Source organism: Peterkaempfera podocarpi (assembly GCF_042466665.1).
Lineage (GTDB): Bacteria > Actinomycetota > Actinomycetes > Streptomycetales > Streptomycetaceae > Peterkaempfera > Peterkaempfera podocarpi.
In genome coordinates this window covers 6,566,899-6,588,776 of the sequence record NZ_CP162102.1, presented here as the reverse complement: position 1 = coordinate 6,588,776, position 21,878 = coordinate 6,566,899, and the positions used below count along the sequence as shown (strand labels likewise).

Below are 21,878 nucleotides of genomic sequence, written 5' to 3'. Positions count from 1 at the left end.
CCCCCGTTGATCGAACGGACAGGCGACAGGAACAGCGGGGGTGGGGTCGGCGATGGCGTCCGAGAGTGCACGCAAGGGGCGACTGCTGGCAGCCGGATCCCTGCTCGCGGCCGTCATCCTGATCTTCGGCGCCCTGGGGCTGCTCGGCGGGCTCCAGGGCGTCGCCGCGCAGCTCAAGGCCGACCACTGGAAGGCCGAGCAGCCCACCGGGGCCGACCACGTCACCGCCCGGATGCGCACCGTGCGCACCGCCGTCACCAAGGAGTTCCCGCTCCCCTACGGCTCCGGCTGCTACCGCGAGGACGGCGGCATCGCCGGCGGCGGCGAGCACCCCCTCGGCCGCGCGTGCGACTTCATGCTCGGCCCGGCCGGCGTCATGGCCACCGGCGCGAGCGAGAAGGAGGGCGAGCGCATCGTCCAGTGGGTCCGCGACCACGCCGGCCAGTACGGCATCTGGTATGTGATCTACCGTCAGCACATCTGGTCCAGCCGCCACCCCGAGCGCGGCTGGCTGCCCATGGAGGACCGCGGCTCCATAACCGAGAACCACTACGACCATGTGCACATCTCGGTCTACTGATCAGCCGCCTGGCTGACCAGCGAGACAGAAGACGCCCACGGCTCTGACAAGCTCAGATGCCGTGGGCGTCTGTCGTTGTTGGTCGGCATCGGCTAGCCTCTGACGGCCCAGAGACGGCCCGGACAATGCGTCGCCGTGGTCGCGAATCGGGTTCCGAGGATCAGCGGCTTGAGACCGGAGATGGTGGAGAGATGCCGGCTGAGCGCGAGCAGATGGCAGAGGTCGCACTGGCACCACTCAGTGATCACTACCGGGCCAGCTCCTTTGAGCCTGCGGTGGGGCGCGGCTGGCTGGAACTCGTCCTGCAGTGCCACGAGGCAGTGGTAGCAGAGTTCCCGAGCTACGAGCTTCGCGCCGTCAAACAGAAGCTCGGATCCCTCGCCTTCCAAGCATCGCCTCGGCCGTGGAAGCCTGGAGGCAACTGGACGCACGCCGAGAGTCTCCGGCTTGACGCGATCGTCGCGCACTTCAGCGTACTCAGCGAGTCAGTCTGTGAACGTTGCGGCCAGACAGGCGAACTGCGCCGGACAAAGCGCGTCCGTTTCGTCCTATGCGATGCCTGTGAGCCGCTCGTGCAGGCAGACGCACTCCCTTGGGGACACTCCGCCGCCGACAGCGGAGAACGGCACAGTTGACTATGGGGTGAAAGGTGTTGCGCGCCCATCAACCGGTGGCCTCTTCGTCCCGAAGCAAAGCGGACGGCCACGTGACCTGCTCCCTCAGTATGTGTGACCTGCGATGACTGTCCAAGGGAGTCCGTGGTTGTCCGCCCGCGTCCGGGGGCGTTGTAGCGCAGTTAGACACTCAGCGCCTCGCCCGGCGCACCGCGATTCCCCCTGGCTGCCTGCCCGTTCTAGCACGGTTGTGGCACGGGAGGGCGGGGCCGGTCTGCTGCCGGATAGGCGTGACAACATGCGGTCATGCCCATTCCGCACCCCAACGGTGATTACGCGATCACCGCGATGTACTCCGTACCTGATGACGCCTGGTACTTGGAACTTGACCTCGTCGCCGGTCAACGAAACCTTGTGACTGCGATCGTCCCCGACGAAGATCCGGGGCGGGAGCCGACGGTGTGTTTCAACCCCCACGAGGGGCACCTGGACATCCCGTACGGGGTCATGCACTGGTTCATGGGCCAGGTCGAGGAGGAGATCCGCACGTCCCGCGCCTGGATGCGCCTGCGGCCCGAGCTTGTCGAGGTCATTCACCAATTGCGCCAGGAGTATCTGGGCGTCATCGATGATGACGCCTTTCCCCATGTCCTGGCCGAGGTGCGCTCCGCAGTCCCCGAGGCCGACCTCCCCGCCGTCCTTGCAGCTGCTTTCGGGCGGAAGCCTGACGGCACCATCATGGACCACCTACAAGCGCTCCGGCCTGCAGACGACTAATAGCGTCACTGTCCGCCGCCGTTGCCGTCAGCGGTCGCTGGCAGCTCTCCCCTGCCGGCTGAGCTCGCGCCAGGCCTCAGTGGTCGACAGGGTGACGGCCCCGATCCAGCCCGGGTCCTCCGGATCGTCCCAGGTCGCCGGATCCTCAAGGATCGTGGGGATCTCTGAGCGCAGGATCGGCGGGCCGTACGTGGCCCCTTCCTGTCCATCGGGCGAGGTCCAGGCTTCGAGGCGATGCAGTTGTACCCAGCCCCGATCAACCAGGCTGAGCACAACGCCTGGGAGGTCGATGGGATTGCCATCCTCGTCTTCGTCGCCAGCTGCGTAGGGGAGGACGCCCCATGCCTCGATCGCGCAGATCATTAGGTCATGCTCGACCGGACTGAGTGTCGTCCACGGTGAATCAGTCATGCGGTGAGCTTGCCACGCGGGCGTTGGCGCGATCTTTGGTCGGTGGCCTGCCTGGGCTGGGGTCGGGCATGGCCAGGGGGCCGTGCGCTTGTTGGCAAGTCGGGCGGGTCTTGGGCCCGCCCGCAGTGTCCGAGTGGCCCCCTGGTCGTGCTCGATGCGGGTCCCGGACCTGGTAGGTGGCTAAACGTCGATGCCCGCCCCAGCCCCGGCCGGCCTTCCCGGCCTCTCTCGTCTGCGGGGCGCGCGGGCCGCCGCCGGAGCGGGACGAAGGCTGGAGCGTCGGCGAGCGGCCGAGCGCGCGCCGCGCCGCGCTGTGCGCGGCGCCTTGATGAAGTAGCGAAATCCGTAACCACCCTGCTTCCACCCTGCTTCCAACCATCCTGTCCGGTCTCGGGTGATGCTTGGCAGGTTGGCATCGGCTGATGGTTGACACTGCTTTCCTCGGCTCGGCTACGCGGGATTTCTACTCCACGACGTACGGTGCATATCCCACCTGCACCTCGCTCACCTGAAGGTCGGAGAAGAGCAACGTCAGGTTGTGCGCGTTGGTCTCAATCCGCACCTCGTGAAAGTCGATCCCGAGGGCCTTCGACCAGCGTTGGGTCGCCTCCGACTCAGGGAGAAGCGTGGCTCCCGGGTACAGGCAGTGCCACTTCACACCCCAGACGTATCCGTCGAGGTCGACGCCCGTTTCGTAGTCGATGAGCCGGTCATCCAAAGAGACCCGCCAGGTCTCCGCCGACACTGACGTCTCACAGCGCGCCTCAACGCAGTACCGGAAGAGATACCGCAGGTAGGACGGCATGATGCCGCTACGGGGATCAGCCGTTAGATGGACGATGACCTCGTAGTCACGCATGTAGTTGGTGTATCCGTGGTGCACGACAGCGTGATCGAAGCTCTCGTCCAGCATCTGTTCAAGTACGGCATTGTCCATGCCGCTCTTTTACCTCACTTCACGGGGCCTCCGACAACCAGATTCACGGATGTCAGACGGCGTAGGGCGGAGGACGATCGGACAAGTTCTAGCCCGAACGTCAAGCGTCTGATGAGTCCGAACCGTCAAGCATCAACTGAACCTAGCCTCGATCTTGCGTGAGGGTTCGTCAGCTTGATGACGAACCCTTTCGTGCTGTTTCGAGCGGGTGTTTCTGTGCGGGGGCATGGTGTGGGCCCGACTGTCGCGTCGGGTGGACGTCGGGTTCCACGGCTCCGAGGGGGGATTGCTCGTCGGGACTGGTCGTTGTGGCTGGTCAGCCTGGGTTCGGCAGGGACTGGAGCCGATCGACGGCGCTGGTGATCACGTCGGTCCAGGGCCAGTGGCGGGCCAGGCGTAGGTAGGTGCGGCGGCCGGTGGTGACGAGCTGGGCGGCGGCAGAGAACAGCCGCAGTCGCAGGCGCTTGGGCTCCCAGCGGCGGGAGGCGCCGGTCAGGGCGAGCATCGGCATCCAGGCCAGCAGCTCGAGCGCAAGCTGGACGATCTCCAGCCAGATCCGGTTCTGCGCCATCTCGTGCAGCGGAAGGTTGCGCAGGCCGGTGCAAAGCAGGTCAGGCGCATGCCGTCGGCGTCGGTGAACCGCAGCTGGGCGCCGGGGTGCGGGCGTTCCTTGCGCACGATCAGTCGCATCCCGCGCGGCCAGCCGCCCAGCACGTCACCGGCCAGCTCGGCCACCCACGCCCCGTCGCGGATCTCGCCGCCAGGTTCGACGGCCGGCGTCCAGGCGGACTCCGGGATCTGGAGGACTGCGGCGTGGATGGCGTCGGTGATGGTCATCCCCACCGAGTACGACAGCCACCGTCCGCGCGCGGTCAGCCAGTCGAGGAAGGCGTGAGTGCCGCCCGCGGAGTCGGTTCGGACCAGGGTCCGCCGACCGCGCCGGAACCTCTTCGGCAGCTGGGCCAGCGCCAAGCGGGTTGCCTGGATGTAGTCGGTGGCGGTGTTGCTGCCCGCTTTGCCTGGCCGCAGCAGGCCGGCGACCGGCTCCCCGCCCCCGGCCGCACCGTGATCGACGAACGCCACGAGCGGATGATGCCCATAGGTCTTCTTCCAGGTCCGGGTGGCGTCCTGCTTGTCGGAGTGGGCCAGCACCAGCACCCCGTCGATGTCCACGATCACCTGCCCGCCGGCGTGCGGGGCATCGGACCCGGCCACCTGCCAGACCTGCTGGCGGGCTTCGGCCCTGGCATGGCGGATCGCCGCCAGGGCCCGAGGCCCGGCTGCGGCGAGGGCGTCGACCAGGCGCGAGACGGTCGGGTCGGAGGCCACCAGCCCGAACACCTGCGGCTCGGCCCGCAGCATCGCGATATCCGCCAGGCAGTCCCCGCCCAGGGCCGTGGCCAGTGCCAGGTCCAGCAGGATCTTGCCCGGGTCGTGCACCGCCCGCGGCTTGCGCCACGGCGCAAGTGCTGCCGACAGCGACGCGTCCAGTCCGCTCTTACGGACCGTCTCCACCAGCAGGACCGCCCCGGCCTGCGAGACCACCGAGCGACCGTTGCCCTCAACGCGGACAGGCGGGTACGACCCGCTACGCTTCTTCACCTGGAGAGTGCAGCTTTCCTGAGGACGACAAGGACCCTAGACAAGCCCTATCGTCCCAGGTCAGAGGCACTCTCCGCCTTTTTGATCAATCTCTGGACAAGCTCGCTCGTGAAAGCGCGAGGCTAGACATGCTTCCCACCATTCCCCTTGATGGCTGGCTGGTGGGCTGACGTGCGTTACGGCTGCTTCGTACTGCCCTCGTATGTCCACGTCTGGCCCGTACCTCGGTACTGCGAGACCGGGATGGGATCGACTCCAGGCCTCATGTGGGCGGTGTAGAGGACGCCGGGCCCTGACCCCGGATGTTGGACACCAGAGACACTTGGATCTTGATGGTCCCGGTGGACAGGAGTCCCGCACAGATGGTGATGAAGCACTACCCGCCGCAGTTCAAGGTGGACGCGGTCGCGTTGTACCGGTCCCGGCCCGGGGCCACGATCAAGTCGGTCGCCGAGGACCTCGGGGTGAACACCGAGACGCTGCGTAACTGGATCCGTACCGCCGACGGACGCCGTCCCGCCTCGCACTCTGCGGGCTCCCTCCCGCCGGCCCCGGACGGGGACACCGTTCAGGCCGAGCTCGCGGCCGCGCGCAAGAGGATCCGCGAGCTGGAGGAGCAACGCGACATCCTGCGGAAGGCCGCCCGGTATTTCGCAGGGGAGACGCGCTGGTGAACCGCTGCCAGTTCGTTGCCGACCACCAGCGCCGCTACGGCGTCAAGCGGTTGTGCCAGGTCTTGGGCATCGCCCGGTCCAGCTTCCCTCGTACGTCCATGTCCGGCCCGTGCCTCGGTACTGCGATACGGGGACGGGGTCTACTCGGGGCCGCATGCGGGCGGTGCAGAGGACGCCTTCCAGGTGGTCGATCTCGTGGCCGACGAGGCGGGCGGCGCCGTGCTCGAAGATGGTTGTCCGGCGCCGGCGGTCGATGTCCTGGTCCTCGACGGTGATGCTGAGTGGGCGGGGGGACGGGCTGACGGCTGTAATCCGCTCGGTCTTCAGCGTCCCGGCTCGCTGCCGGTTCACTGCGAGGGGCGGACCAGGCCTCCCTCATAGGCGGCGATGACCAGATGCGCCCGGTCTCTGGCTCCCAGCTTCACCATGGCCCGGTTCACATGTGTTTTCGCCGTGAGGACGGAGATGCCGAGGCGATCCGCGATCTCGTCGTTGGACAGTCCCATGGCCGCCAGCATGACCACCTCGCGCTCCCGCCCGGTCAGGCTCTCCAGCATCGGCGCAGCGTGCCGCACGGGGGGCCGGCCTGCGAGGAAGCGTTGGATCAGCGACCGTGTCGCTGCGGGCGACAGCAGCGCGTCACCGGCCGCGATCGTCCTGACCGCATCGATCAGCTCCTGCGGGTGGATGCCTTTGCCGACGAATCCACTCGCTCCCGCCTGAAGTGCCTCCGCTACGTGCTCGTCGGTCTCGAAGGTGGTCAGGATGAGTACTTTCACCCCGGCGAGGGCCTTGTCACCAGTGATGATCCGTGTCGCTTCGATCCCGTCGAGGCCGGGCATGCGGATGTCCATCACCACCACGTCCGTCGGCCGGCTTCGGACTTGGTCCACGGCGTCCGACCCGTCGCATGCCTCACCCACGACCTCGATGCCCGGCGTGGCCTCCAGCAGGATGCGGAAGGTCCCTCGGAGCAGCGCCTGGTCATCGACCAGGAGCACACGGATACTCACTCGCTCTCCCGAGGGCTTGCCGGCGGAAGGCCGTTGGAATCGATGGGCAGGAGCGCCTGAACTCGGAAGCCGCCCGACATCTGGGGGCCGGCCTGCAGGGTTCCCCCCGTCGCGCGCACGCGTTCCGTGAGACTGGTCAACCCCAGGCCCGTGCCGGAACCATGGCCTGGTCCGGTGCCTCCGTCGTCGGTGACGGAGACTTCCAGGTGGGTTCGGTGATCCACGATGACCACGGACACACGGGCATCGGCAACGTGCTTTTGCGCGTTGGTCATTGCCTCCTGGACCACCCTGTAGGCGGCCAGGTCGGTCAGGGGCGGAAGAGTGGCGTGCGGACTGTCGCAGCGGGCTTCCACGCAGAGGCCGGCATGGCGGAACGAGTCCAGCAGCGCCGGCACGTCACGCAGTCCGGGCGCCGGGGCAAGGGGCTGGTCGGAGTCGTCGGCCTGACGCAGCAGGCCGACGGTGGCGCGCAGTTCGTCCAGTGCCGCTCGGCTGGTGTCGCGGATCTGCCCGAGAGCCTTGTAGGCGCGCTCGGCATCCTGGCGAACCAGATGGTGGGCCACTCCGGCCTGCGCGTTGACCAGCGTGAGGTGGTGCGTCACGACGTCGTGCAGTTCCCGGGCGAGGCGCATGCGCTCGGCCACGACCTGTCGGCGCGCTTCCTCCTCCCTGGTCGCCTCGGCGTGCTCTGCGCGTTCCTGATAGGAGACCAGCAGCTCGCGTCGGCTCCGTACCGCGTCCCCCACCGCGCTCGGCAGTTGGGTCCAGGCCAGAAGAGCAAGGTTGGACTCCACGGCCGACAGTTCGGGACGCACGACGAACGCGGCAGCGGTCATCGCGACGCCCACGGCCGCGCTGGTGCGCACGGCGGTTCGGCGGTCCGTCCGGGCCGCGAGCAGGAAAAGCGCCGCAACCGCCGGTGCGGGAGGCGGCGGCGCATCAGGCACAAGGGCGAGAAGTGCCAGGCTGGTCGCAGCCGTTGCCCACGTTGTCGCCCGTGGCCATCGGTGGGAGCACAACACCAGCAGGCTGCAGCCTGCGGATACCGCACCGGCCCGGCGGAGATCTGCCTGGCCTTGGTGCGACACCAGCATCATGATCGGTCCGGTGATGAGCACACAGCAGACGACAGCCACGGCGTCCACGGCGAATGGACGCCAGGCCGGACGGTCGGCAAGGTTTCTCACCGTCGTCCAGATGCCTGTGACCGGTGCCATTTCCCTTCCCCTACGTGTTGCGCATCGCACCCCAGCGAGCGTCGCCGTGACCCGCGGTGCGATCGAGATCTCTTGTCACCGTGGCTCGCGGCAGTGATGTCTGACTGGAAGCCTCTGCCGGGCTTCGTCTCGGACCGGTCCAGTGCCCGTCGCCCTTCGGAACGGGCTTCGGATGTCACGGTCGCGGTAGGTGCAGGGTAATCCCCGCCCTGGCAACGGGGTGCCTCAGGGCTCCCTGGCGGCTGCGGGCGCCGGGTTCTCCTCCTCCCACAGAGGGTGGTGGTGACGCGCCCAGTCCCGGGGGACCTGCCCGGTGCGCAGCCCACGGCGAGCCTGTGCGTCGCGGACGGCCATCCGTATGTGGCCGAGGACCAGAGCCGCGATGAGCAGGGCCAGCCAGTCGTGGACGAATGTCGCTCCGGTACGCCACAGCAGGGGCGCAAGGCGGGGGAACCACATCAGCAGCCCGGTGCCGATCATGACGAGCAGGGCCCCGGCGAGGACGTTCGCATACAGCTTCTGCCCGGCGTTGAACTTTCCGGCTGTACGGGGCCGCTTGCGAAGGGCGGCACGCACCCAGCCGCGGTCGTGCGGGCCGAACCGGTTCAGGCGGCTCAGGTCGGCCCGAAAGGCACGGGAGACCAGGCCGGCCAGAAGCGGGACGGGCATGGTGATGCCCGCCCACTCGTGCACGGTCACCAACAGCCTGCGCCGCCCGACGAGTTCGGCCAGCACCGGCAGGTAGAGGAAGGCGGCGGTAACCAGGGCGGTTCCCACCAGAGCGGCCGTGCCCCGGTGAATCCAGCGTTCGGCGGCGGTGAAACGCCTGATCAGGTCAGGTTGTTCAGCTGGTCGGGGCATCATCGCGTCCGTTCGACCTGCCGACCCAGCCGTCCACGTCGTAGCCGAGATGCTCCCAGTAGCCCGGCTGGACATGGTCGGTGACGGTGATGCCGGACAGCCACTTGGCCGACTTGTAGAAGTACATCGGGGCGGCGTACAGGCGCACCGGACCGCCATGGGCAGCCGTCAGCGGCTCGTCCCGCATCGTGTAGGACACCAGCATGTCGTCGCGTCGCGCCTGCTCCAGGGTGAGGCTTTCGGAGTAGACCCCGTCGAAACAGGTGAAGCGCACCGCCGCGGCGTTGGGCCGCACTCCGCAGACGTCGAGGAGATGCGACAGCAGTACCCCGGTGAAGGCCGTCTGGGGAACGCGCCAACCGGTGACGCACTGCACGTCCCGCACCAGGCGGGTGCTCGGCATGGCCGTCAGCTCGTCCAGTGTGTACGACGCGGGGCGGTCCACCAGACCGTCCACGGTCAGCCGGTAGTCGGCGGCGGAGCGGTGCGGGACCTTGTCGGCGACGGAATAGAAGCGGAAGCCGCCGCCACCGGGCAGCAGTGAGACAAGGCCGGTGGGGTCCTTGCTGGCCACCGAGGCGAATGCGTCGTCAAGCCTGCGCTGCGCGGGCGCGCCCACAGCCACTCCCAGGGCGCCGAGCCCCAGAGCACCGAGGATGATCCGCCGTCCGACGGGCCTGCCCTCGTCGCGCTCCGGGGCGGAGCCGCCGGCGCTGTTCGCCGTCACCGTCGGTCGGCCCGCAGTTTCCTGATGCCGCCGACCAGGAGCGTCACACCGACGACGGCCACGACCAGACCGATGAACAGCCACTGTGATTTGCCGGACATCACCGCGCTGTTGTCGACAGCGCCGGAGCCCTGCAACGACCACATCACGCCTATGACGAGCAAGAGTGCCCCGACCAGTGGCCGTACCCACTTCTTCATCTGCTGCTCCCTGAAGTCCGCATGCGTCTCCTGCGACGCGTCATGTCCGACAGGGACAGTCTCTCTGCGGACTGCTCTTTGATGGTCATCCGCAGGAACGGAGTTGGGCTACCACCGCTACGGTGGACATCCGTGCCGCATACCACGGCCGTGGTATGCGGCCGTGGGTTCGCTGGACGGCCGGTGCACCCTCCCGCGCACCGGTCCGCCGGGCGGAGGTGAAGGCGGCGACGACGCCGGCGGTGATCCGTGACGGACGCGCCGCCCCGCGACCTCTCGGCCTACTGGACCACCGCCCGCCCGACCGGCGACATCTGCGGCCGCGCGCCGGCTGCCTCCGCCCCCTCATCGGTGCGCCGTTGCCCAGGCACCTTCGAGCCACCGCATGAGGCGGCGGGACCGCCGCCGTGCAAGGGGAGACGCCCCGTGCGGGTGGCGGGGCGGTCCGGGTGCGTCAGGCGCAGGACGGGCAGAGACCGCGGTAGGTGACCTCGACCTGGGAGACCGTGAAGCCGAACCGCTCCTCCGTCGGGAGGTCGGCCAGCGGGTTGCCGGTCGGGTGGACGTCGCGGACGGTGCCGCAGTGGGAGCAGACCAGGTGCTGGTGCGGGTGGTGCGCGTTGGGGTCGTAGCGCTTGGCGCGGCCGTCGGTGGCGACCTCTATGACCTCACCGAGGGAGACCAGCTCGCCCAGGGTGTTGTAGACGGTCGCCCGGGAGATCTCGGGCAGCCGCTGCGCCGCCCTGGCGTGCACCTCGTCGGCCGTGAGATGGACGTGGTCGCCGTCGAGGACCTCCGCGACGACACGCCGCTGGGAGGTCATCCGCCAGCCGCGCCCTCGCAGTCGCTCCAGGAGGTCACTCATATCGGTTCACCTATTCGGGTCGGGTGGGATACGGGAAGTTTACCAGCGGGGATCCGAGTTCTGATTGGATACGGGATTGGCTAGCTTCTTGACTTGGACTGAGTCCATCGTAGGATCGGTTCCGGCGACAGCCAAGAGGCAGGACGAGATCAGCGCGACAGGAGACAGAGACGTGACGGGATCACCGCAGAGCAGCTGCGCGGTGCCGGCCCGTGGGTAACGGCCGCCCGCATCGCGCTGCCCGGCACCGTCCGGGAGGGTGGTGGCCACCTCGACGCCGGGGCGATCGCCCCCCGGGGTGCGCGGCCACCCGGCCCCTGTCACCCCCCGCCTCGCAAGTGGGGCACGGCTCGCCCTCACCGCGACGGCACTCCGCTGCCGCATCGGACCCGGCCGCCGTGCCGGCCCCGTTCCAGGCAGGCGCCCGGGACAGCGGCCGGCTGCGCCGGTCCCGCGGTGCCACCGGGGACCACGCGACCGACGAGGCCCCCCGCCGCCTCCCACGACCGCCGCGGCGCCCCGCCCGACAAGACCGAGGCAGTCCACTGCGGCCTGTCCCCCGGCCGTTCCACCGCCCGCAGTTCCTGATCACCGTGATCCGCTCAGTACGGAAGGGTTGCCATGTCTGAGAACCACGATGCAATCGTCGTAGACGCGAAGACGCAGGAGGGAGGTGGCTGCCCGGTCGCGCACGGGCGCGCTCCGCATCCGACCCAGGGTGGCGGAAACCGCCAGTGGTGGCCGGAGCGGCTCAATCTGAAGATCCTTGCCAAGAACCCCGCCGTGGCCAACCCCCTCGGTGAGGAGTTCGACTACGCCGAGGCGTTCGAGTCCCTCGACCTCCCGGCCGTCAAGCAGGACATCGCCGAGGTGCTGACGACCTCGCAGGACTGGTGGCCCGCCGACTTCGGCCACTACGGCCCGTTCATCATCCGGATGGCGTGGCACAGCGCGGGCACCTACCGGATCAGCGACGGCCGCGGCGGCGCCGGCGCCGGCCAGCAGCGCTTCGCCCCCCTCAACAGCTGGCCGGACAACGGCAACCTCGACAAGGCCCGCCGTCTGCTGTGGCCGGTCAAGAAGAAGTACGGCCGCAGCCTCTCCTGGGCCGACCTCATGATCCTCGCCGGCAATGTCGCCCTGGAGTCGATGGGCTTCGAGACCTTCGGCTTCGCAGGCGGCCGTGCGGACGTCTGGGAGCCCGACGAGGACGTCTACTGGGGTCCCGAGTCCACCTGGCTCGGCGACGAGCGCTACACCGGCGACCGGGAGCTGGAGAACCCCCTCGGCGCGGTCCAGATGGGCCTCATCTACGTCAACCCGGAGGGCCCCAACGGCACCCCGGACCCGCTCGCCGCGGCCCGCGACATCCGTGAGACGTTCCGCCGGATGGCGATGAACGACGAGGAGACGGTCGCCCTGGTCGCGGGCGGTCACACCTTCGGCAAGACCCACGGCGCGGGCCCGGCCGACCATGTCGGCGCCGACCCGGAGGCCGCCTCCATGGAGGAGCAGGGCCTGGGCTGGAGGAACTCCTTCGGCACCGGCAAGGGCGCCGACGCGATCACCAGCGGTCTCGAGGGCATCTGGACGAACACCCCGATCACCTGGGACAACAGCTTCTTCGAGATCCTTTTCGGCTATGAGTGGGAGCTGTTCAAGAGCCCCGCCGGCGCACACCAGTGGCGGCCGAAGGACGGCGCCGGGGCGGGTACCGTCCCCGATGCCCACGACGCGTCGAAGAGCCACGCCCCGACGATGCTCACCACCGACCTCGCGCTCCGCCTGGACCCGGCCTACGAGCAGATCTCGCGGCGCTTCCTGGAGAACCCGGACCAGTTCGCGGACGCCTTCGCCCGCGCCTGGTTCAAGCTGACCCACCGCGACATGGGCCCGGTCGTCCGCTACCTCGGCCCGGAGGTTCCGACCGAGACGCTGCTCTGGCAGGACCCGCTGCCCGCGGTGACCCACGAGCTCGTCGACGCCGGGGACGTCACCACCCTCAAGGGCCGGATCCTCGCCTCGGGCCTGCCGGTCTCCCAGCTGGTGTCCGCCGCGTGGGCGTCCGCCTCGTCCTTCCGCGGCAGCGACAAGCGCGGCGGCGCCAACGGCGCGCGGATCCGCCTCCAGCCGCAGAGCGGCTGGGAGGTCAACGACCCCGACCAGCTGGCTTCGGTGCTGCGCACCCTGGAGGGCATCCAGGCGGACTTCAACGGCGCGCAGACCGGCGGCAAGCAGATCTCGCTCGCCGACCTGATCGTGCTCGCCGGCGGTGCGGCCGTCGAGCAGGCCGCCAAGGCGGCCGGCTTCGACGTCGAGGTCCCCTTCACCGCGGGCCGCGTGGACGCCGCGCAGGAGCAGACCGACGTGGAGTCGTTCGCCGCCCTGGAGCCGACCGCCGACGGGTTCCGCAACCACCTCGGCAAGGGCAACCGCCTCCCGGCCGAGTACCTGCTGATCGACCGGGCCAACCTGCTGACCCTGAGCGCCCCCGAGATGACGGTCCTGGTCGGCGGCCTGCGGGTGCTGGGCGCGAACACCCAGCAGTCGCCGCACGGTGTCCTCACCACCGCCCCCGGGACGCTGACCAACGACTTCTTCGTCAACCTGCTCGACCTGGGCACGGCGTGGAAGGCGACGTCCGGGGACGCCAACACCTTCGAGGGCCGCGACACCGCCACGGGCGAGGTCACGTGGACCGGCACCCGCGCCGACCTGGTCTTCGGATCCAACTCCGAGCTGCGGGCGCTCGCGGAGGTCTACGCGAGCGATGACGCCAAGGAGAAGTTCGTGAACGACTTCGTCGCGGCGTGGCACAAGGTGATGGAGCTCGACCGGTTCGACCTGGTCTGAGTCACCGCGTCCGGGCCGGCCCGCGGGGGCCGGCCCGGACGTTGTCGTTCCGGACGTTGCCGTTCCGGACGTTGCCGTTCCGGGGCCCGCGAGGCGGTCGGCGTCCCCGGCCGTTCCGCGGCTGCCGGGACACACCGGGTGATCCGCCGGTGGACGTCACCTCGGCGGCCCCGGCCACCCGGGACCCCTCAAGCCGGGCGGTCCGCCGCGCTCAGCCGGCGGCTACGGCAGCAGCTGGGCCGGTACCGACTCGCTGTCGCCCCAAGGACGTTCGTCGGGCAGCAGCGCGGCGGCCTCGGACAGCCGACGGTCGCGCACCAGGCCGTGGATCTCATGGGCGAGAGCGGTCACATCGGTGATCCCGACGGTCCACTCGTCCGCGTAGCGGGCGGCGGCCTCACCGGAGAGCCCGAGCTGGAGCGAGCGGTACGGCAGCGGCCGAAGGTCCAGGTCGCGTTCCGGGTCCCACTGCACCCGGGCCGGGGCGCGGCGCAACTCCCGCTTCCAGCAGGCCCGGTCGTCGTGCAGGCCGTGCACATAGTGGGACAGGCAGGCGTGGCGCAGTGCCCAGGCGAGGCCCGCGCTGCTGATCTCCACGGCCAGCACCGTCTGCTGGCCCTCCTTGGTGCCCCAGCCGCTCCGGTACATCATCCAGAGGAACGACGGCTTGATCCAGGTCATACGGTCACGCTTCCAACCGGCCGGGAAACGGCCGTGGCGCGCGGCGGGCAGGCCGATCCCCGGGTCGTAGGCCTGGTAGACGGTGACCGTGTCGGCGGTGTGGCGAGCGCGGATGCGGTACCTGGGTTCGCCGGTGACGGGTTGGTGCATGGCGCCCAGGGTGGGGCCGCAGTCGCGGTCGGCGCCAGCGAATTACCGTCGCCGACCGGTCCGGGCGTCAGGTGGCCACCTGGTCGTCCGGGCGGCTTCCTGGGACTCCGCGGGACGCCCGGTCGCGCTCCGCAGCCGTGCGCCGGCCGGGATCACGGACCGTCGTCCCGACTGCCGAACGATCCGGTGCATGTCCACCGTGATCGGCGAGCCTCTTCAGCCGGCCCTCCCGCCGGCAACCGCATACCGGTCGGGGGCGAGACGTCCCCGCTCTCCCGCACCGGCCGGCCGGTCGGCTGCCCGCAGAGGGCATCCCGTGCCGACGCGGGTGGCCAGGTCGGCCCGCAGAGCGGCCAGTTCGGCCATGCGGGCGTCGATGACCTGGATCTTCTCCTCGAAGAGCGCGGACAGTGCCACCGCGCTGTCCGGCGCCTCACGCAGGGTCTCGCCGTTCCGCGCGATCTCCGCCAGGGAGAACCCGAGCGCCTGCGCGGTGCGGATGTACTGCAGCCAGGCCACCGTCTCGGGTGGGAAGTCGCGGTACCCGTTGGGCAGCCGCCGACCCGCGACCAGGCCGACCTTCTCGTAGAACCGGATGGTGTCCCTGGTCATCCCCGCCTGCGCGGCGAGCTCGCCGATGCGCATGCCCCTCCATCGGATGCCGGACCTGACGGCTTGACCTTGGAGCGTACTCCACTGTTTAGCGTGAGGCATCGCTGCCGTCGGACCCCGCAGGAGCCTTGTCGTGAACCGTCCTCGCACCCCCGCGCACCCCGGCTACCTCCGCGTCGTACGTGCGAGCGCCTGGTACGACCTGGTCGTCACGGCGGGGTTCGCCACCCCGTGGACCTATGCGCTGCTGCATGACGCACTGTCATCGGCCGGCGACGCACTGGGGCTCGGCGCACTTCCGGAACTCGACCCGTGGCAGGTGCTGTTCGCCGATCTGATGGGTTCGTTGGTGGTCGTCTGGGCCGTGCTGCGCATCGTCAGGCCGCTTCCGGAGCACGGGCTGTTCGACGGCGTCGCGCGTGCCCTGTTCGCCATCTGGCAGGCATACGCACTGGCCCACGGTGTGTCGCGGCTCCTGTGGCTGTTCCTCTGCGTCGAGGCGGCGTTCGGCGTCCTCCAGCTGGGGCCGTGGTGGTGGGGCCGGAAGGCGGACGTGAGGGGCGACGACGCGGGGCGGAGCGGCGGACGCCCGCTCGGCGCAGCATCCCGCTGACGTCCGGGTCGGGGCCGGGCGTCGTCCGTCTGCCGGTGCGTCACCGGCGTTGCCCGGCCCCGGCGTCCGGGAGTGTGCGCCCGGCTCGGCCGTACCGTCCCGGCATCCGGCGCGGACCGCCGCCGGGCCGGTCACAGGTCCAGCGCGGAGATCCAGACGGCGGGATGGCCCGGGTCGGTGCGGTCCACGGCCAGGCAGATCGGGCTATCGGTGGCGTCGAGTTGGGCGAAGGCGATCCGGGGGCCGCTGGGCGGGGTCAGGCCGCAGGGGCCGCTTGCCGGGCCGGGCGGGGTGTCGGGCGCGGGCCACTCGCCCATGGTGGGATCGATGTCCGGTGCGGGGGCGGGCAGCCCGGCGGCTGCCAGCACCTCCTCCAGGCCTTGAGGGGTGGTACGGAAGCGCAGGTCCAGCGAGTACTCGCCGAAGAAGTTGTTGAGTGTGGCGCTGAAGGTCACCGCGGTGGCCCCGTCCGGGAGCGCCAGCCCGAAGTGGCCCATGACCTCGTCGAAGTCCACGTTGTTGCCCTGGGTGTCGCGGCAGACCCGGGAGTCGGTGGCGGCCACATGGTTGTCGGGCAGGGAGGCGAAGTCGTCGCTCCAGGAGAGCACCGTGTGCGCGGCCCAGACGACAAAAGCCGCCGCCAGGGTCAGCGATCCGGTCAGGACGATCTGCCGCGGGCGCAGGCGCCGCAACCACACCATGAACATCTCCACCCCCTGGCCGGCCCGGATGCCGCCCGAGCCGGCCGCACCCTACCAGCCTCAGGTGTCGATCTCGGTGAGGAAGTCCAGGGCCACCGCCCAGGCCTGTTCGGCCGCCTCGGCGTCGTGGTCGGGGAGGTCGGGATCGGTGAAGAGATGGCCGGCTCCGTGGTAGCGGTGGATCTCCACATCCGCCCCCGCCCGGCGCATCCGCAGATACCAGGCGTTCAGCCAGTCCTCGGTCTCGAAGGGGTCCGGCTCGGCGACATGGAGCTGGATCGGGATGTCGGTGACGGCCTCCTCCAGGATGTCGGAGGTGCCGTGGAAGAGCAGCAGTCCGCGGCAGGCCTCGTCGGCCAGCGCGAGGTTCTGGGCGAGGGCGCCGCCGAGCGAGAAGCCGGCGTAGACGAGTCCGGGGGCGTCGGGGCCGCCGCCGTTCCCCGAGACACCGGAGGAGGCCGAGCCCAGCAGGGGGACGGCTGCGGCGACCGCGCGGCGCAGGAGTTTGTCGGTGCCGATCTCCTCCTTGATCGCCATGCCCTCCTCCACGGTGCCCACCACCCGGCCGTCGTAGAGGTCCGGCACATGCACCTCGTGTCCGGCGGCACGCAGCCGGTCGGCGGCCGCATGGACGGCGGGGCGCAGCCCGTAGGCGGAGTGGAGGAGCAGGATACGTGCCACGGGGGTGCCTCTCGTACAGGTCGGTTCTCTCCCGCTCCATGATCCCGCTCGAAAGTGGCCCCTGGTAACCGGCGGCCCGCCGATCCGCCAAGATGGTCGAAGATCATCCCAGAAGTGCCGTCCCACGATCGGAAGTCGACGCCCATGTGGAGCGTGATTCGTCCGCTGGCCCTGCTGTGCTGCGCGGTCGCCGTACCGGCCCTGGTGGGCTGGGCGGTGGACCGGCTGCTGCGGCGGGCGATCGGCGCCCGGCCGGCGTCGCGAACCCTGCCGCTGCTGCGCCGCTGCCGGATGCCCCTCCAGGCGGCGGTCGCCGCGGCCTGGCTCTATGCGGCCCTCCCGGCCGCCCGGCTGCGCGGCGCCCTCTATCCCGATGTCCGCCATGTCCTGCTGCTGCTGGTGCTGGGCACCTCGGGCTGGCTGGGGGTGCGGGTGACCGGGGCGCTGGTGACCACCGCCGTGGGCCGGTTCGAGAGCGCGGTGGAGGACCACTCGCGGATCCGGCGGATCCGGACCCAGGTGGGGCTGATCCGCCGGGTGACCCAGGCCGCCATCGTGCTGGTGGCGATCGCCTCCATGCTGATGACCTTCCCCGCGGCCCGCACGGTGGGCACCAGCCTGCTCGCCTCCGCGGGGGTGATCGGCGTGGTGGCGGGCATCGCCGCGCAGCCGACGCTGGGCAACCTCTTCGCCGGGCTGCAGATCGCCTTCGGGGACATGGTGCGGATCGGCGATGTGGTGGTGGTGGACGGGCAGCGCGGCGAGGTGGAGGAGATCACCCTCACCTATCTGGTGCTCGCCACCTGGGACCAGCGGCGGATCGTGATGCCGGTGTCGTACTTCACCGGCCGCCCCTTCGAGAACTGGTCCCGCAAGGACCCCCGGATGACCGGCACGGTGCTGCTGCACCTGGACCACGCCGCACCGGTCGACGAGCTCCGGGCGGAGCTGAAGCGCTATCTGGACGGCAACGCCCTGTGGGACAGGCAGGGCTGGAGCCTGCTGGTCACGGACACCACCCCCTCCACGGTGGTGGTGCGGGCACTGGTGACGGCGCGCGACTCGGACGACATCTGGACGCTGCGCTGCGCGGTCCGCGAGCATCTGCTGGGCTATGTACGCGACCGCCATCCGCGGGCGCTCCCACGGGTGGTGACGGCGGTGGCGGACGGCAAGGCGGCCGACGGGGCGCAGTGGCGCCCGCTGGACGCGACCGTCCCGGCGCCCCGGCCGGCCGGCTACCGGGGTGTCAGCCTGGCCAAGAAGCCGCGCTGACGGCAGCGCTCCCCGGCGCCGCGGTCAGGAGACCACGTCCTTGCCCCGGAAGCCGCGGAAGGCCAGGGCCACCAGCACCACCGCGCAGGAGACCGACACCGAGGTGCCCTTGGCCATGCCGCCCCACTCCAACTGGGGCTGCAGTGCGTCGGCCCAGGCGTACTGCCAGTGCGCGGGCAGGAACTGCCGCCAGTCGCCGAGGGCGGTGACCGCGTCCAGCACATTGCCGACGATGGTGAGGAAGACCGCGCCGCCGACCGCCCCCAGCGGGGCGTCGGTGGCCGTGGAGAGCCAGAACGCCAGCCCGGCGGTGGCCAGTTGGGACACCATCACATAGGCCACCGCGATCAGCAGCCGGGGCAGCGCGTCGCCCGCCGCCAGACTGCTGCCGGTCGGCAGGCGCAGGTCACCCCAGCCGTAGGCGGCGGTGCCGACAGCGAGCGCCACCGCCGGCAGCAGCGCCATGGCGGCGGCGCTGAAGGCCAGCCCCACCGCGAGTTTGACGCCGAGCAGCCGGGGACGCGGCACGGGTGCGGCCAGCAGATAGCGCAGCGAGGACCAGCCTGCCTCGGACGCCACCGTGTCGCCGCAGAACAGCGCCACCGGGATGACCAGCAGGAAACCGCTGGAGACAAAGAGCGCGGTGGCCGCGAAGTTGGCGCCGGAGGCGGTGGCCGTGTCGATCAGGGTGGTGCGGCCCCGGCCGGGGTCTGGTCCGCCGCCGACCGCGAAGGCGATCAGCAGGACCAGCGGCAGCCCGGCCAGTACCGCGGCCATCACCAGGGTGCGGCGGCGGCGCAACTGGCGTACCGCCTCCACCCGGAAGGGCAGGGTGCGGCGCGGCAGATAGCCGGGGGCGTGCCCGGCGTCGGGTGGCCGGGGACTGCCCAGCGGGGGCACCCGGGGTGTCGCGGCGGGCGTCGGGACGGCGCTCACGCGGGGCCTCCGATCAGGGAGAGGAAGGCGTCCTCCAGACGGCGGTGCGGTGCCATCCGCTCCACGGGGATGCCGAGCCGGACCAGTTCGGCCAGCAGCCGGTGCGGTGCCAGGCCGTCCAGGGACACCAGCACACCGCCCTCGGCGGGTTCGGCGGAGGCCACACCCTCCAGGGCGGCGATCTTCTCGGCGGCCGCGGTGACCCCGCCCTCGTCCAGCGCCTCCGGGCCGCTCGTGACCACGGCGACCAGCAGCAGGCCGCCGCCCGCGCCGACGATGTCGGCGACGGCGCCCGCGGCGACCAGCCGGCCCTGGTCCATCACCACCAGATGGGTGCAGCTCTGCTCGACCTCGGAGAGCAGGTGGCTGGAGACGATGACGGTGCGTCCGGTGGCCGCGTAGCGGATCATCACCTCCCGCATCTCACGGATCTGCGGGGGGTCCAGCCCATTGGTGGGCTCGTCCAGGATGAGCAGCTCGGGCAGGCCCAGCATGGCCTGGGCGATGGCCAGCCGCTGGCGCATGCCCTGGGAGTAGGTGCGCACCGCCCGGTCCAGTGCCTCGCCCAGCGCGGCGATCTCCAGGGCCTCGTCCAGGTGGGCGTCCTCGGCCGGGCGGCCGGTGGCCCGCCAGTACAGCCGGAGGTTGTCGCGGCCGGTCAGATGGGGCAGGAAGCCCGCGCCCTCGACGAAGGCGCCGACCCGGGAGAGCACGGGAGAGCCGCCGCGCACCGCATGGCCGAAGATCCGGATGTCGCCGCCGTCCGGACGGATCAGGCCCATCAGCATCCGCAGGGTGGTGGTCTTGCCGGCGCCGTTGGGCCGAGCAGGCCCACCACCTGGCCCTGCTCCACCCGGAAGCCGAGGTCGCGTACGGCGTAGCGGTCGGCTGCCCCGGCGTAGCGCTTGGACAGGCCGGTGATCTGCAGCGGCACCGCCGCCAGCAGCGGGTCGGGGGCCGGGGTGCGGCGCAGCCGGCCGCGGCCGGTCAGCAGCAGCAGTGCGGCCAGGACGAGTGCTGCGGCGGGCAGGCCCCAGACCCAGCCGGGCAATGGCGCGGCAGCGGTGCGCAGCCCCTGGTCGACGGGCACCTCGAGGCCCGGTCCCGCCGCCGCGATGCGGTAGTGGGCCGGCTGCACCGGTGAGGCATAGGCCAGGTCGGTGGTGGCCAGCACCACCGTCATCCGGTGGCCGGCGGCGAACTCATGGTCCACCGCGGGCAGCCGCACCTCCACGGTGCGCCCGTCGGGGCCGTCGGCGCCGGTCACCCGCAGCGGGGCGACCAGCTGCTGGGGGAGGGTGCGGGTGCCGTCCCGGGCGACGTCGTAGACCTTGCCGAAGAGCACCGCGTCGGGCCGGTCGGAGTGCACCCGTACGGTGATCCGCGGTGTTCCGGTGACCCGGACGGCGGCGGGCAGCGGAGCGGAGGTGAAGGCCGCCGACTGGCCCGGGAGGTCCAGGGCCAGTCCGGCGCCCGCGGTGGAGAGCTGGGTGAGCGCGGAGACCCCGGGGACGGTGGAGAGGGCGGGCGGGGAGCCCCCGGCCGGGTTGGCCGCGGTCTGCTCGGGCCCGGTCAGCGCGACGGTGCGGGTGGTGGTGCCGTCCAGGCCGGGGTAGCGGTCCGCGGTGGCCCCGCGCAGCACCGGGTCCACGCCGGTGGAGTCCAGCCCGCCGGTGCGGGTGACCCGGAAGGCCGGGCCGGTGGAGGCGCCGCTGCCCTTGAGGTAGTGGTCGAACCAGGCGGTGATCCGCTGCTGGATCCGCCCGCTCTCCTGGTCGCCGCCGTCATGGCCGCCGTCGGACCAGTCGACCGAGACGGGTGCGCCGTTGGCGGCGACCGCACGGGCGATGGCGTCGCCCTGGTCGAGGGGGAAGAGGGAGTCGTGCAGGCCCTGGACGACCAGGGTCGGGACGCGGATGCGGTCGGCGACCGAGGACGGGCTGGAGCGGTCCAGCAGCTTCACCGCGGCCGGGTCGGCGTGTCCGGCCACCGCGACCCGGTTGTACATCTCGCAGAGCTGGTCGGTGAAGCGGCCGCAGGCTCCGGCGGGACCGGCGGTGCCCGGGGCAGCGGCGGAGGCGGCCGCGCCCGTGGGCGCGGACCCGGAGGCACCCGGGGTGGCGGAGCCGGTGGTGAAGAAGATCCCGGCCCAGAGCCGCTTGAAGACGCCGTCGGCGGAGCCGCCCCCCACCGCGTTCTGCGGGAAGAAGGCGTCCGCCAGGTTCCACCAGGTGATCTGCGGGGCGATCGCATCGATCCGCCGGTCGTAGGCCGCCGCCAGCAGCGAGACCGCCCCGCCGTACGAGGCGCCGGCGATACCGACCCGGGGATCTCCGGCGGCGTCCAGCTGCACCTCGGGGCGTTCGGCCAGCCAGTCGACCAGCGCGCGGACGTCCCTAACCTCGGCGTCCGGCGCGTCCAGCGCGATCCGCCCGCCGGAGCGGCCGAAGCCGCGCGCCGACCAGGTCAGCACCGCGTAGCCGGACCGGGCGAGCTGCTCGGCCTGCGCCCTGACGTCGTCCTTGGAGCCGCCGAAGCCGTGTGCCAGCAGCACCGCCGGACGGCGGCCGGATCCGCCCGCGGTGAGGAACGAGGTGTCGATGGCCACCCGCCGGGAGCTGCCCGGGCTCTCCGGGAGCTGCAGAGTGCGCTGCTCGACATGGAGGGCCGGGCCGTCGGTGGACGCCTGCCGCCACACCCCGGCACCGCCCGCCAGCACGGCCAGGGCGAGTACCGCGGCCGCCAGCCGGCGCGGACCGCGCGGCCTCCCCCTCCACCACTGCCGCACCCGGCGGCCGACCGGCTCCATGGTCGCTGATCCTAACCGCCCTGCTGCGCTGCCCCGGCCCGGGGAGCCGCGTGCCTCACGGCAGGGCCCGTCCACCGGCTGTGGGG

General features: G+C 71.0%; 20 protein-coding genes and 2 pseudogenes. 6 read left to right on the top strand and 16 right to left on the bottom strand.

The genetic code is table 11. The annotated features are described in order from the left end of the window. Window positions 1-52 precede the first annotated feature (52 nt). Both AB0761_RS29065 and AB0761_RS29060 read left to right on the top strand, forming a co-directional pair. Entirely contained in the window at window positions 53-580 is a 528-nt protein-coding gene (locus tag AB0761_RS29065) for a hypothetical protein (protein WP_377272105.1), read from the top strand. A gap of 920 nt (window positions 581-1,500) precedes the next feature. Continuing rightward, window positions 1,501-1,971 carry a hypothetical protein gene (locus AB0761_RS29060; RefSeq protein ID WP_377272104.1) on the top strand — a complete coding sequence of 157 codons (471 nt, stop codon included), beginning with the start codon at window positions 1,501-1,503 and terminating at the stop codon, window positions 1,969-1,971. A gap of 27 nt (window positions 1,972-1,998) precedes the next feature. Here AB0761_RS29060 and AB0761_RS29055 read toward each other — a convergent pair whose 3' ends face one another. From AB0761_RS29055 to AB0761_RS29045, 3 genes and pseudogenes are all read right to left on the bottom strand, one after another. Next, a complete protein-coding gene (locus AB0761_RS29055; RefSeq protein WP_377272103.1) occupies window positions 1,999-2,382 on the bottom strand; it encodes a hypothetical protein in 384 nt (127 codons plus the stop codon). Between the two features lie 463 nt (window positions 2,383-2,845). Next, window positions 2,846-3,319, bottom strand: coding sequence for a hypothetical protein (locus AB0761_RS29050; protein ID WP_377272102.1), 474 nt, complete (start codon window positions 3,317-3,319; stop codon window positions 2,846-2,848). Window positions 3,320-3,635: 316 nt separating this feature from the next. Then, window positions 3,636-4,921: pseudogene (locus AB0761_RS29045) on the bottom strand (IS1380 family transposase). A 362-nt stretch (window positions 4,922-5,283) separates the two neighbouring features. On the opposite strand from AB0761_RS29045, the gene AB0761_RS29040 reads away from it, so the two are divergent. Further along, complete coding sequence (locus AB0761_RS29040; RefSeq protein WP_377272101.1) at window positions 5,284-5,595, top strand: transposase; 312 nt, start codon at window positions 5,284-5,286, stop codon at window positions 5,593-5,595. Between the two features lie 42 nt (window positions 5,596-5,637). Here the strand turns inward: AB0761_RS29040 and AB0761_RS29035 are convergent, their stop codons facing one another. The 7 genes from AB0761_RS29035 to AB0761_RS29005 form a co-directional block, all read right to left on the bottom strand. Continuing rightward, complete coding sequence (locus AB0761_RS29035; protein WP_377272100.1) at window positions 5,638-5,946, bottom strand: peptide deformylase; 309 nt, start codon at window positions 5,944-5,946, stop codon at window positions 5,638-5,640. Then, window positions 5,943-6,608, bottom strand: coding sequence for a response regulator (locus tag AB0761_RS29030; RefSeq protein ID WP_377272099.1), 666 nt, complete (start codon window positions 6,606-6,608; stop codon window positions 5,943-5,945). The genes AB0761_RS29035 and AB0761_RS29030 overlap by 4 nt, the downstream gene beginning before the upstream one ends. Then, window positions 6,605-7,828 carry a sensor histidine kinase gene (locus AB0761_RS29025; RefSeq protein ID WP_377272098.1) on the bottom strand — a complete coding sequence of 408 codons (1,224 nt, stop codon included), beginning with the start codon at window positions 7,826-7,828 and terminating at the stop codon, window positions 6,605-6,607. The genes AB0761_RS29030 and AB0761_RS29025 overlap by 4 nt, the downstream gene beginning before the upstream one ends. Window positions 7,829-8,053: 225 nt before the next feature. Beyond that, complete coding sequence (locus AB0761_RS29020; RefSeq protein ID WP_377272097.1) at window positions 8,054-8,689, bottom strand: cytochrome b/b6 domain-containing protein; 636 nt, start codon at window positions 8,687-8,689, stop codon at window positions 8,054-8,056. Then, window positions 8,673-9,416: a molybdopterin-dependent oxidoreductase gene (locus AB0761_RS29015; protein WP_377272096.1), complete on the bottom strand. Its 744-nt coding sequence runs from the start codon at window positions 9,414-9,416 to the stop codon at window positions 8,673-8,675. The genes AB0761_RS29020 and AB0761_RS29015 overlap by 17 nt, the downstream gene beginning before the upstream one ends. Then, window positions 9,413-9,616: a hypothetical protein gene (locus tag AB0761_RS29010; protein WP_377272095.1), complete on the bottom strand. Its 204-nt coding sequence runs from the start codon at window positions 9,614-9,616 to the stop codon at window positions 9,413-9,415. The genes AB0761_RS29015 and AB0761_RS29010 overlap by 4 nt, the downstream gene beginning before the upstream one ends. A 454-nt stretch (window positions 9,617-10,070) precedes the next feature. Further along, window positions 10,071-10,481, bottom strand: coding sequence for a Fur family transcriptional regulator (locus AB0761_RS29005; protein WP_377272094.1), 411 nt, complete (start codon window positions 10,479-10,481; stop codon window positions 10,071-10,073). 621 nt (window positions 10,482-11,102) lie between these two features. On the opposite strand from AB0761_RS29005, the gene katG reads away from it, so the two are divergent. Further along, a complete protein-coding gene (katG, locus tag AB0761_RS29000; RefSeq protein WP_377272093.1) occupies window positions 11,103-13,334 on the top strand; it encodes a catalase/peroxidase HPI in 2,232 nt (743 codons plus the stop codon). Window positions 13,335-13,556: 222 nt separating this feature from the next. On the opposite strand, the gene AB0761_RS28995 is transcribed toward katG, so the two are convergent. Both AB0761_RS28995 and AB0761_RS28990 read right to left on the bottom strand, forming a co-directional pair. Beyond that, window positions 13,557-14,165, bottom strand: coding sequence for a DUF4291 domain-containing protein (locus AB0761_RS28995; RefSeq protein WP_377272092.1), 609 nt, complete (start codon window positions 14,163-14,165; stop codon window positions 13,557-13,559). Between the two features lie 216 nt (window positions 14,166-14,381). Then, window positions 14,382-14,810: a MerR family transcriptional regulator gene (locus tag AB0761_RS28990; RefSeq protein WP_377272091.1), complete on the bottom strand. Its 429-nt coding sequence runs from the start codon at window positions 14,808-14,810 to the stop codon at window positions 14,382-14,384. A 100-nt stretch (window positions 14,811-14,910) separates the two neighbouring features. Here AB0761_RS28990 and AB0761_RS28985 point away from each other — a divergent pair, with 100 nt between their 5' ends. Beyond that, on the top strand, window positions 14,911-15,390 hold the full coding sequence (locus AB0761_RS28985) for a hypothetical protein (RefSeq protein ID WP_377272090.1): 480 nt from the start codon (window positions 14,911-14,913) through the stop codon (window positions 15,388-15,390). Window positions 15,391-15,521: 131 nt separating this feature from the next. Here the strand turns inward: AB0761_RS28985 and AB0761_RS28980 are convergent, their stop codons facing one another. Together AB0761_RS28980 and AB0761_RS28975 are read right to left on the bottom strand one after the other, a co-directional pair. Next, window positions 15,522-16,091: a hypothetical protein gene (locus AB0761_RS28980; RefSeq protein ID WP_377272089.1), complete on the bottom strand. Its 570-nt coding sequence runs from the start codon at window positions 16,089-16,091 to the stop codon at window positions 15,522-15,524. A gap of 60 nt (window positions 16,092-16,151) precedes the next feature. Beyond that, window positions 16,152-16,772, bottom strand: coding sequence for a dienelactone hydrolase family protein (locus tag AB0761_RS28975; protein ID WP_377272088.1), 621 nt, complete (start codon window positions 16,770-16,772; stop codon window positions 16,152-16,154). 114 nt (window positions 16,773-16,886) lie between these two features. On the opposite strand from AB0761_RS28975, the gene AB0761_RS28970 reads away from it, so the two are divergent. Further along, window positions 16,887-18,047, top strand: coding sequence for a mechanosensitive ion channel family protein (locus tag AB0761_RS28970; RefSeq protein ID WP_377272087.1), 1,161 nt, complete (start codon window positions 16,887-16,889; stop codon window positions 18,045-18,047). A gap of 24 nt (window positions 18,048-18,071) precedes the next feature. Here AB0761_RS28970 and AB0761_RS28965 read toward each other — a convergent pair whose 3' ends face one another. Together AB0761_RS28965 and AB0761_RS28960 are read right to left on the bottom strand one after the other, a co-directional pair. Beyond that, window positions 18,072-18,938, bottom strand: a complete 867-nt coding sequence (locus tag AB0761_RS28965) for an ABC transporter permease (protein WP_377274376.1) — start codon at window positions 18,936-18,938, stop codon at window positions 18,072-18,074. 41 nt (window positions 18,939-18,979) lie between these two features. After that, window positions 18,980-21,792 (bottom strand): annotated as a pseudogene (locus AB0761_RS28960) (CocE/NonD family hydrolase). Window positions 21,793-21,878: the final 86 nt, after the last annotated feature.

Excerpts from the sequence above, each read along its gene's own strand:
- AB0761_RS29065 (WP_377272105.1), top strand. The coding sequence starts at position 53 with ATGGCGTCCGAGAGTGCACGCAAGGGGCGACTGCTGGCAGCCGGATCC.
- AB0761_RS29060 (WP_377272104.1), top strand. The coding sequence starts at position 1,501 with ATGCCCATTCCGCACCCCAACGGTGATTACGCGATCACCGCGATGTAC.
- AB0761_RS29055 (WP_377272103.1), bottom strand. The coding sequence starts at position 2,382 with ATGACTGATTCACCGTGGACGACACTCAGTCCGGTCGAGCATGACCTA.
- AB0761_RS29050 (WP_377272102.1), bottom strand. The coding sequence starts at position 3,319 with ATGGACAATGCCGTACTTGAACAGATGCTGGACGAGAGCTTCGATCAC.
- AB0761_RS29040 (WP_377272101.1), top strand. The coding sequence starts at position 5,284 with ATGGTGATGAAGCACTACCCGCCGCAGTTCAAGGTGGACGCGGTCGCG.
- AB0761_RS29025 (WP_377272098.1), bottom strand. The coding sequence starts at position 7,828 with ATGGCACCGGTCACAGGCATCTGGACGACGGTGAGAAACCTTGCCGAC.
- AB0761_RS29020 (WP_377272097.1), bottom strand. The coding sequence starts at position 8,689 with ATGCCCCGACCAGCTGAACAACCTGACCTGATCAGGCGTTTCACCGCC.
- AB0761_RS29010 (WP_377272095.1), bottom strand. The coding sequence starts at position 9,616 with ATGAAGAAGTGGGTACGGCCACTGGTCGGGGCACTCTTGCTCGTCATA.
- AB0761_RS29005 (WP_377272094.1), bottom strand. The coding sequence starts at position 10,481 with ATGAGTGACCTCCTGGAGCGACTGCGAGGGCGCGGCTGGCGGATGACC.
- katG (WP_377272093.1), top strand. The coding sequence starts at position 11,103 with ATGTCTGAGAACCACGATGCAATCGTCGTAGACGCGAAGACGCAGGAG.
- AB0761_RS28995 (WP_377272092.1), bottom strand. The coding sequence starts at position 14,165 with ATGCACCAACCCGTCACCGGCGAACCCAGGTACCGCATCCGCGCTCGC.
- AB0761_RS28990 (WP_377272091.1), bottom strand. The coding sequence starts at position 14,810 with ATGCGCATCGGCGAGCTCGCCGCGCAGGCGGGGATGACCAGGGACACC.
- AB0761_RS28980 (WP_377272089.1), bottom strand. The coding sequence starts at position 16,091 with ATGGTGTGGTTGCGGCGCCTGCGCCCGCGGCAGATCGTCCTGACCGGA.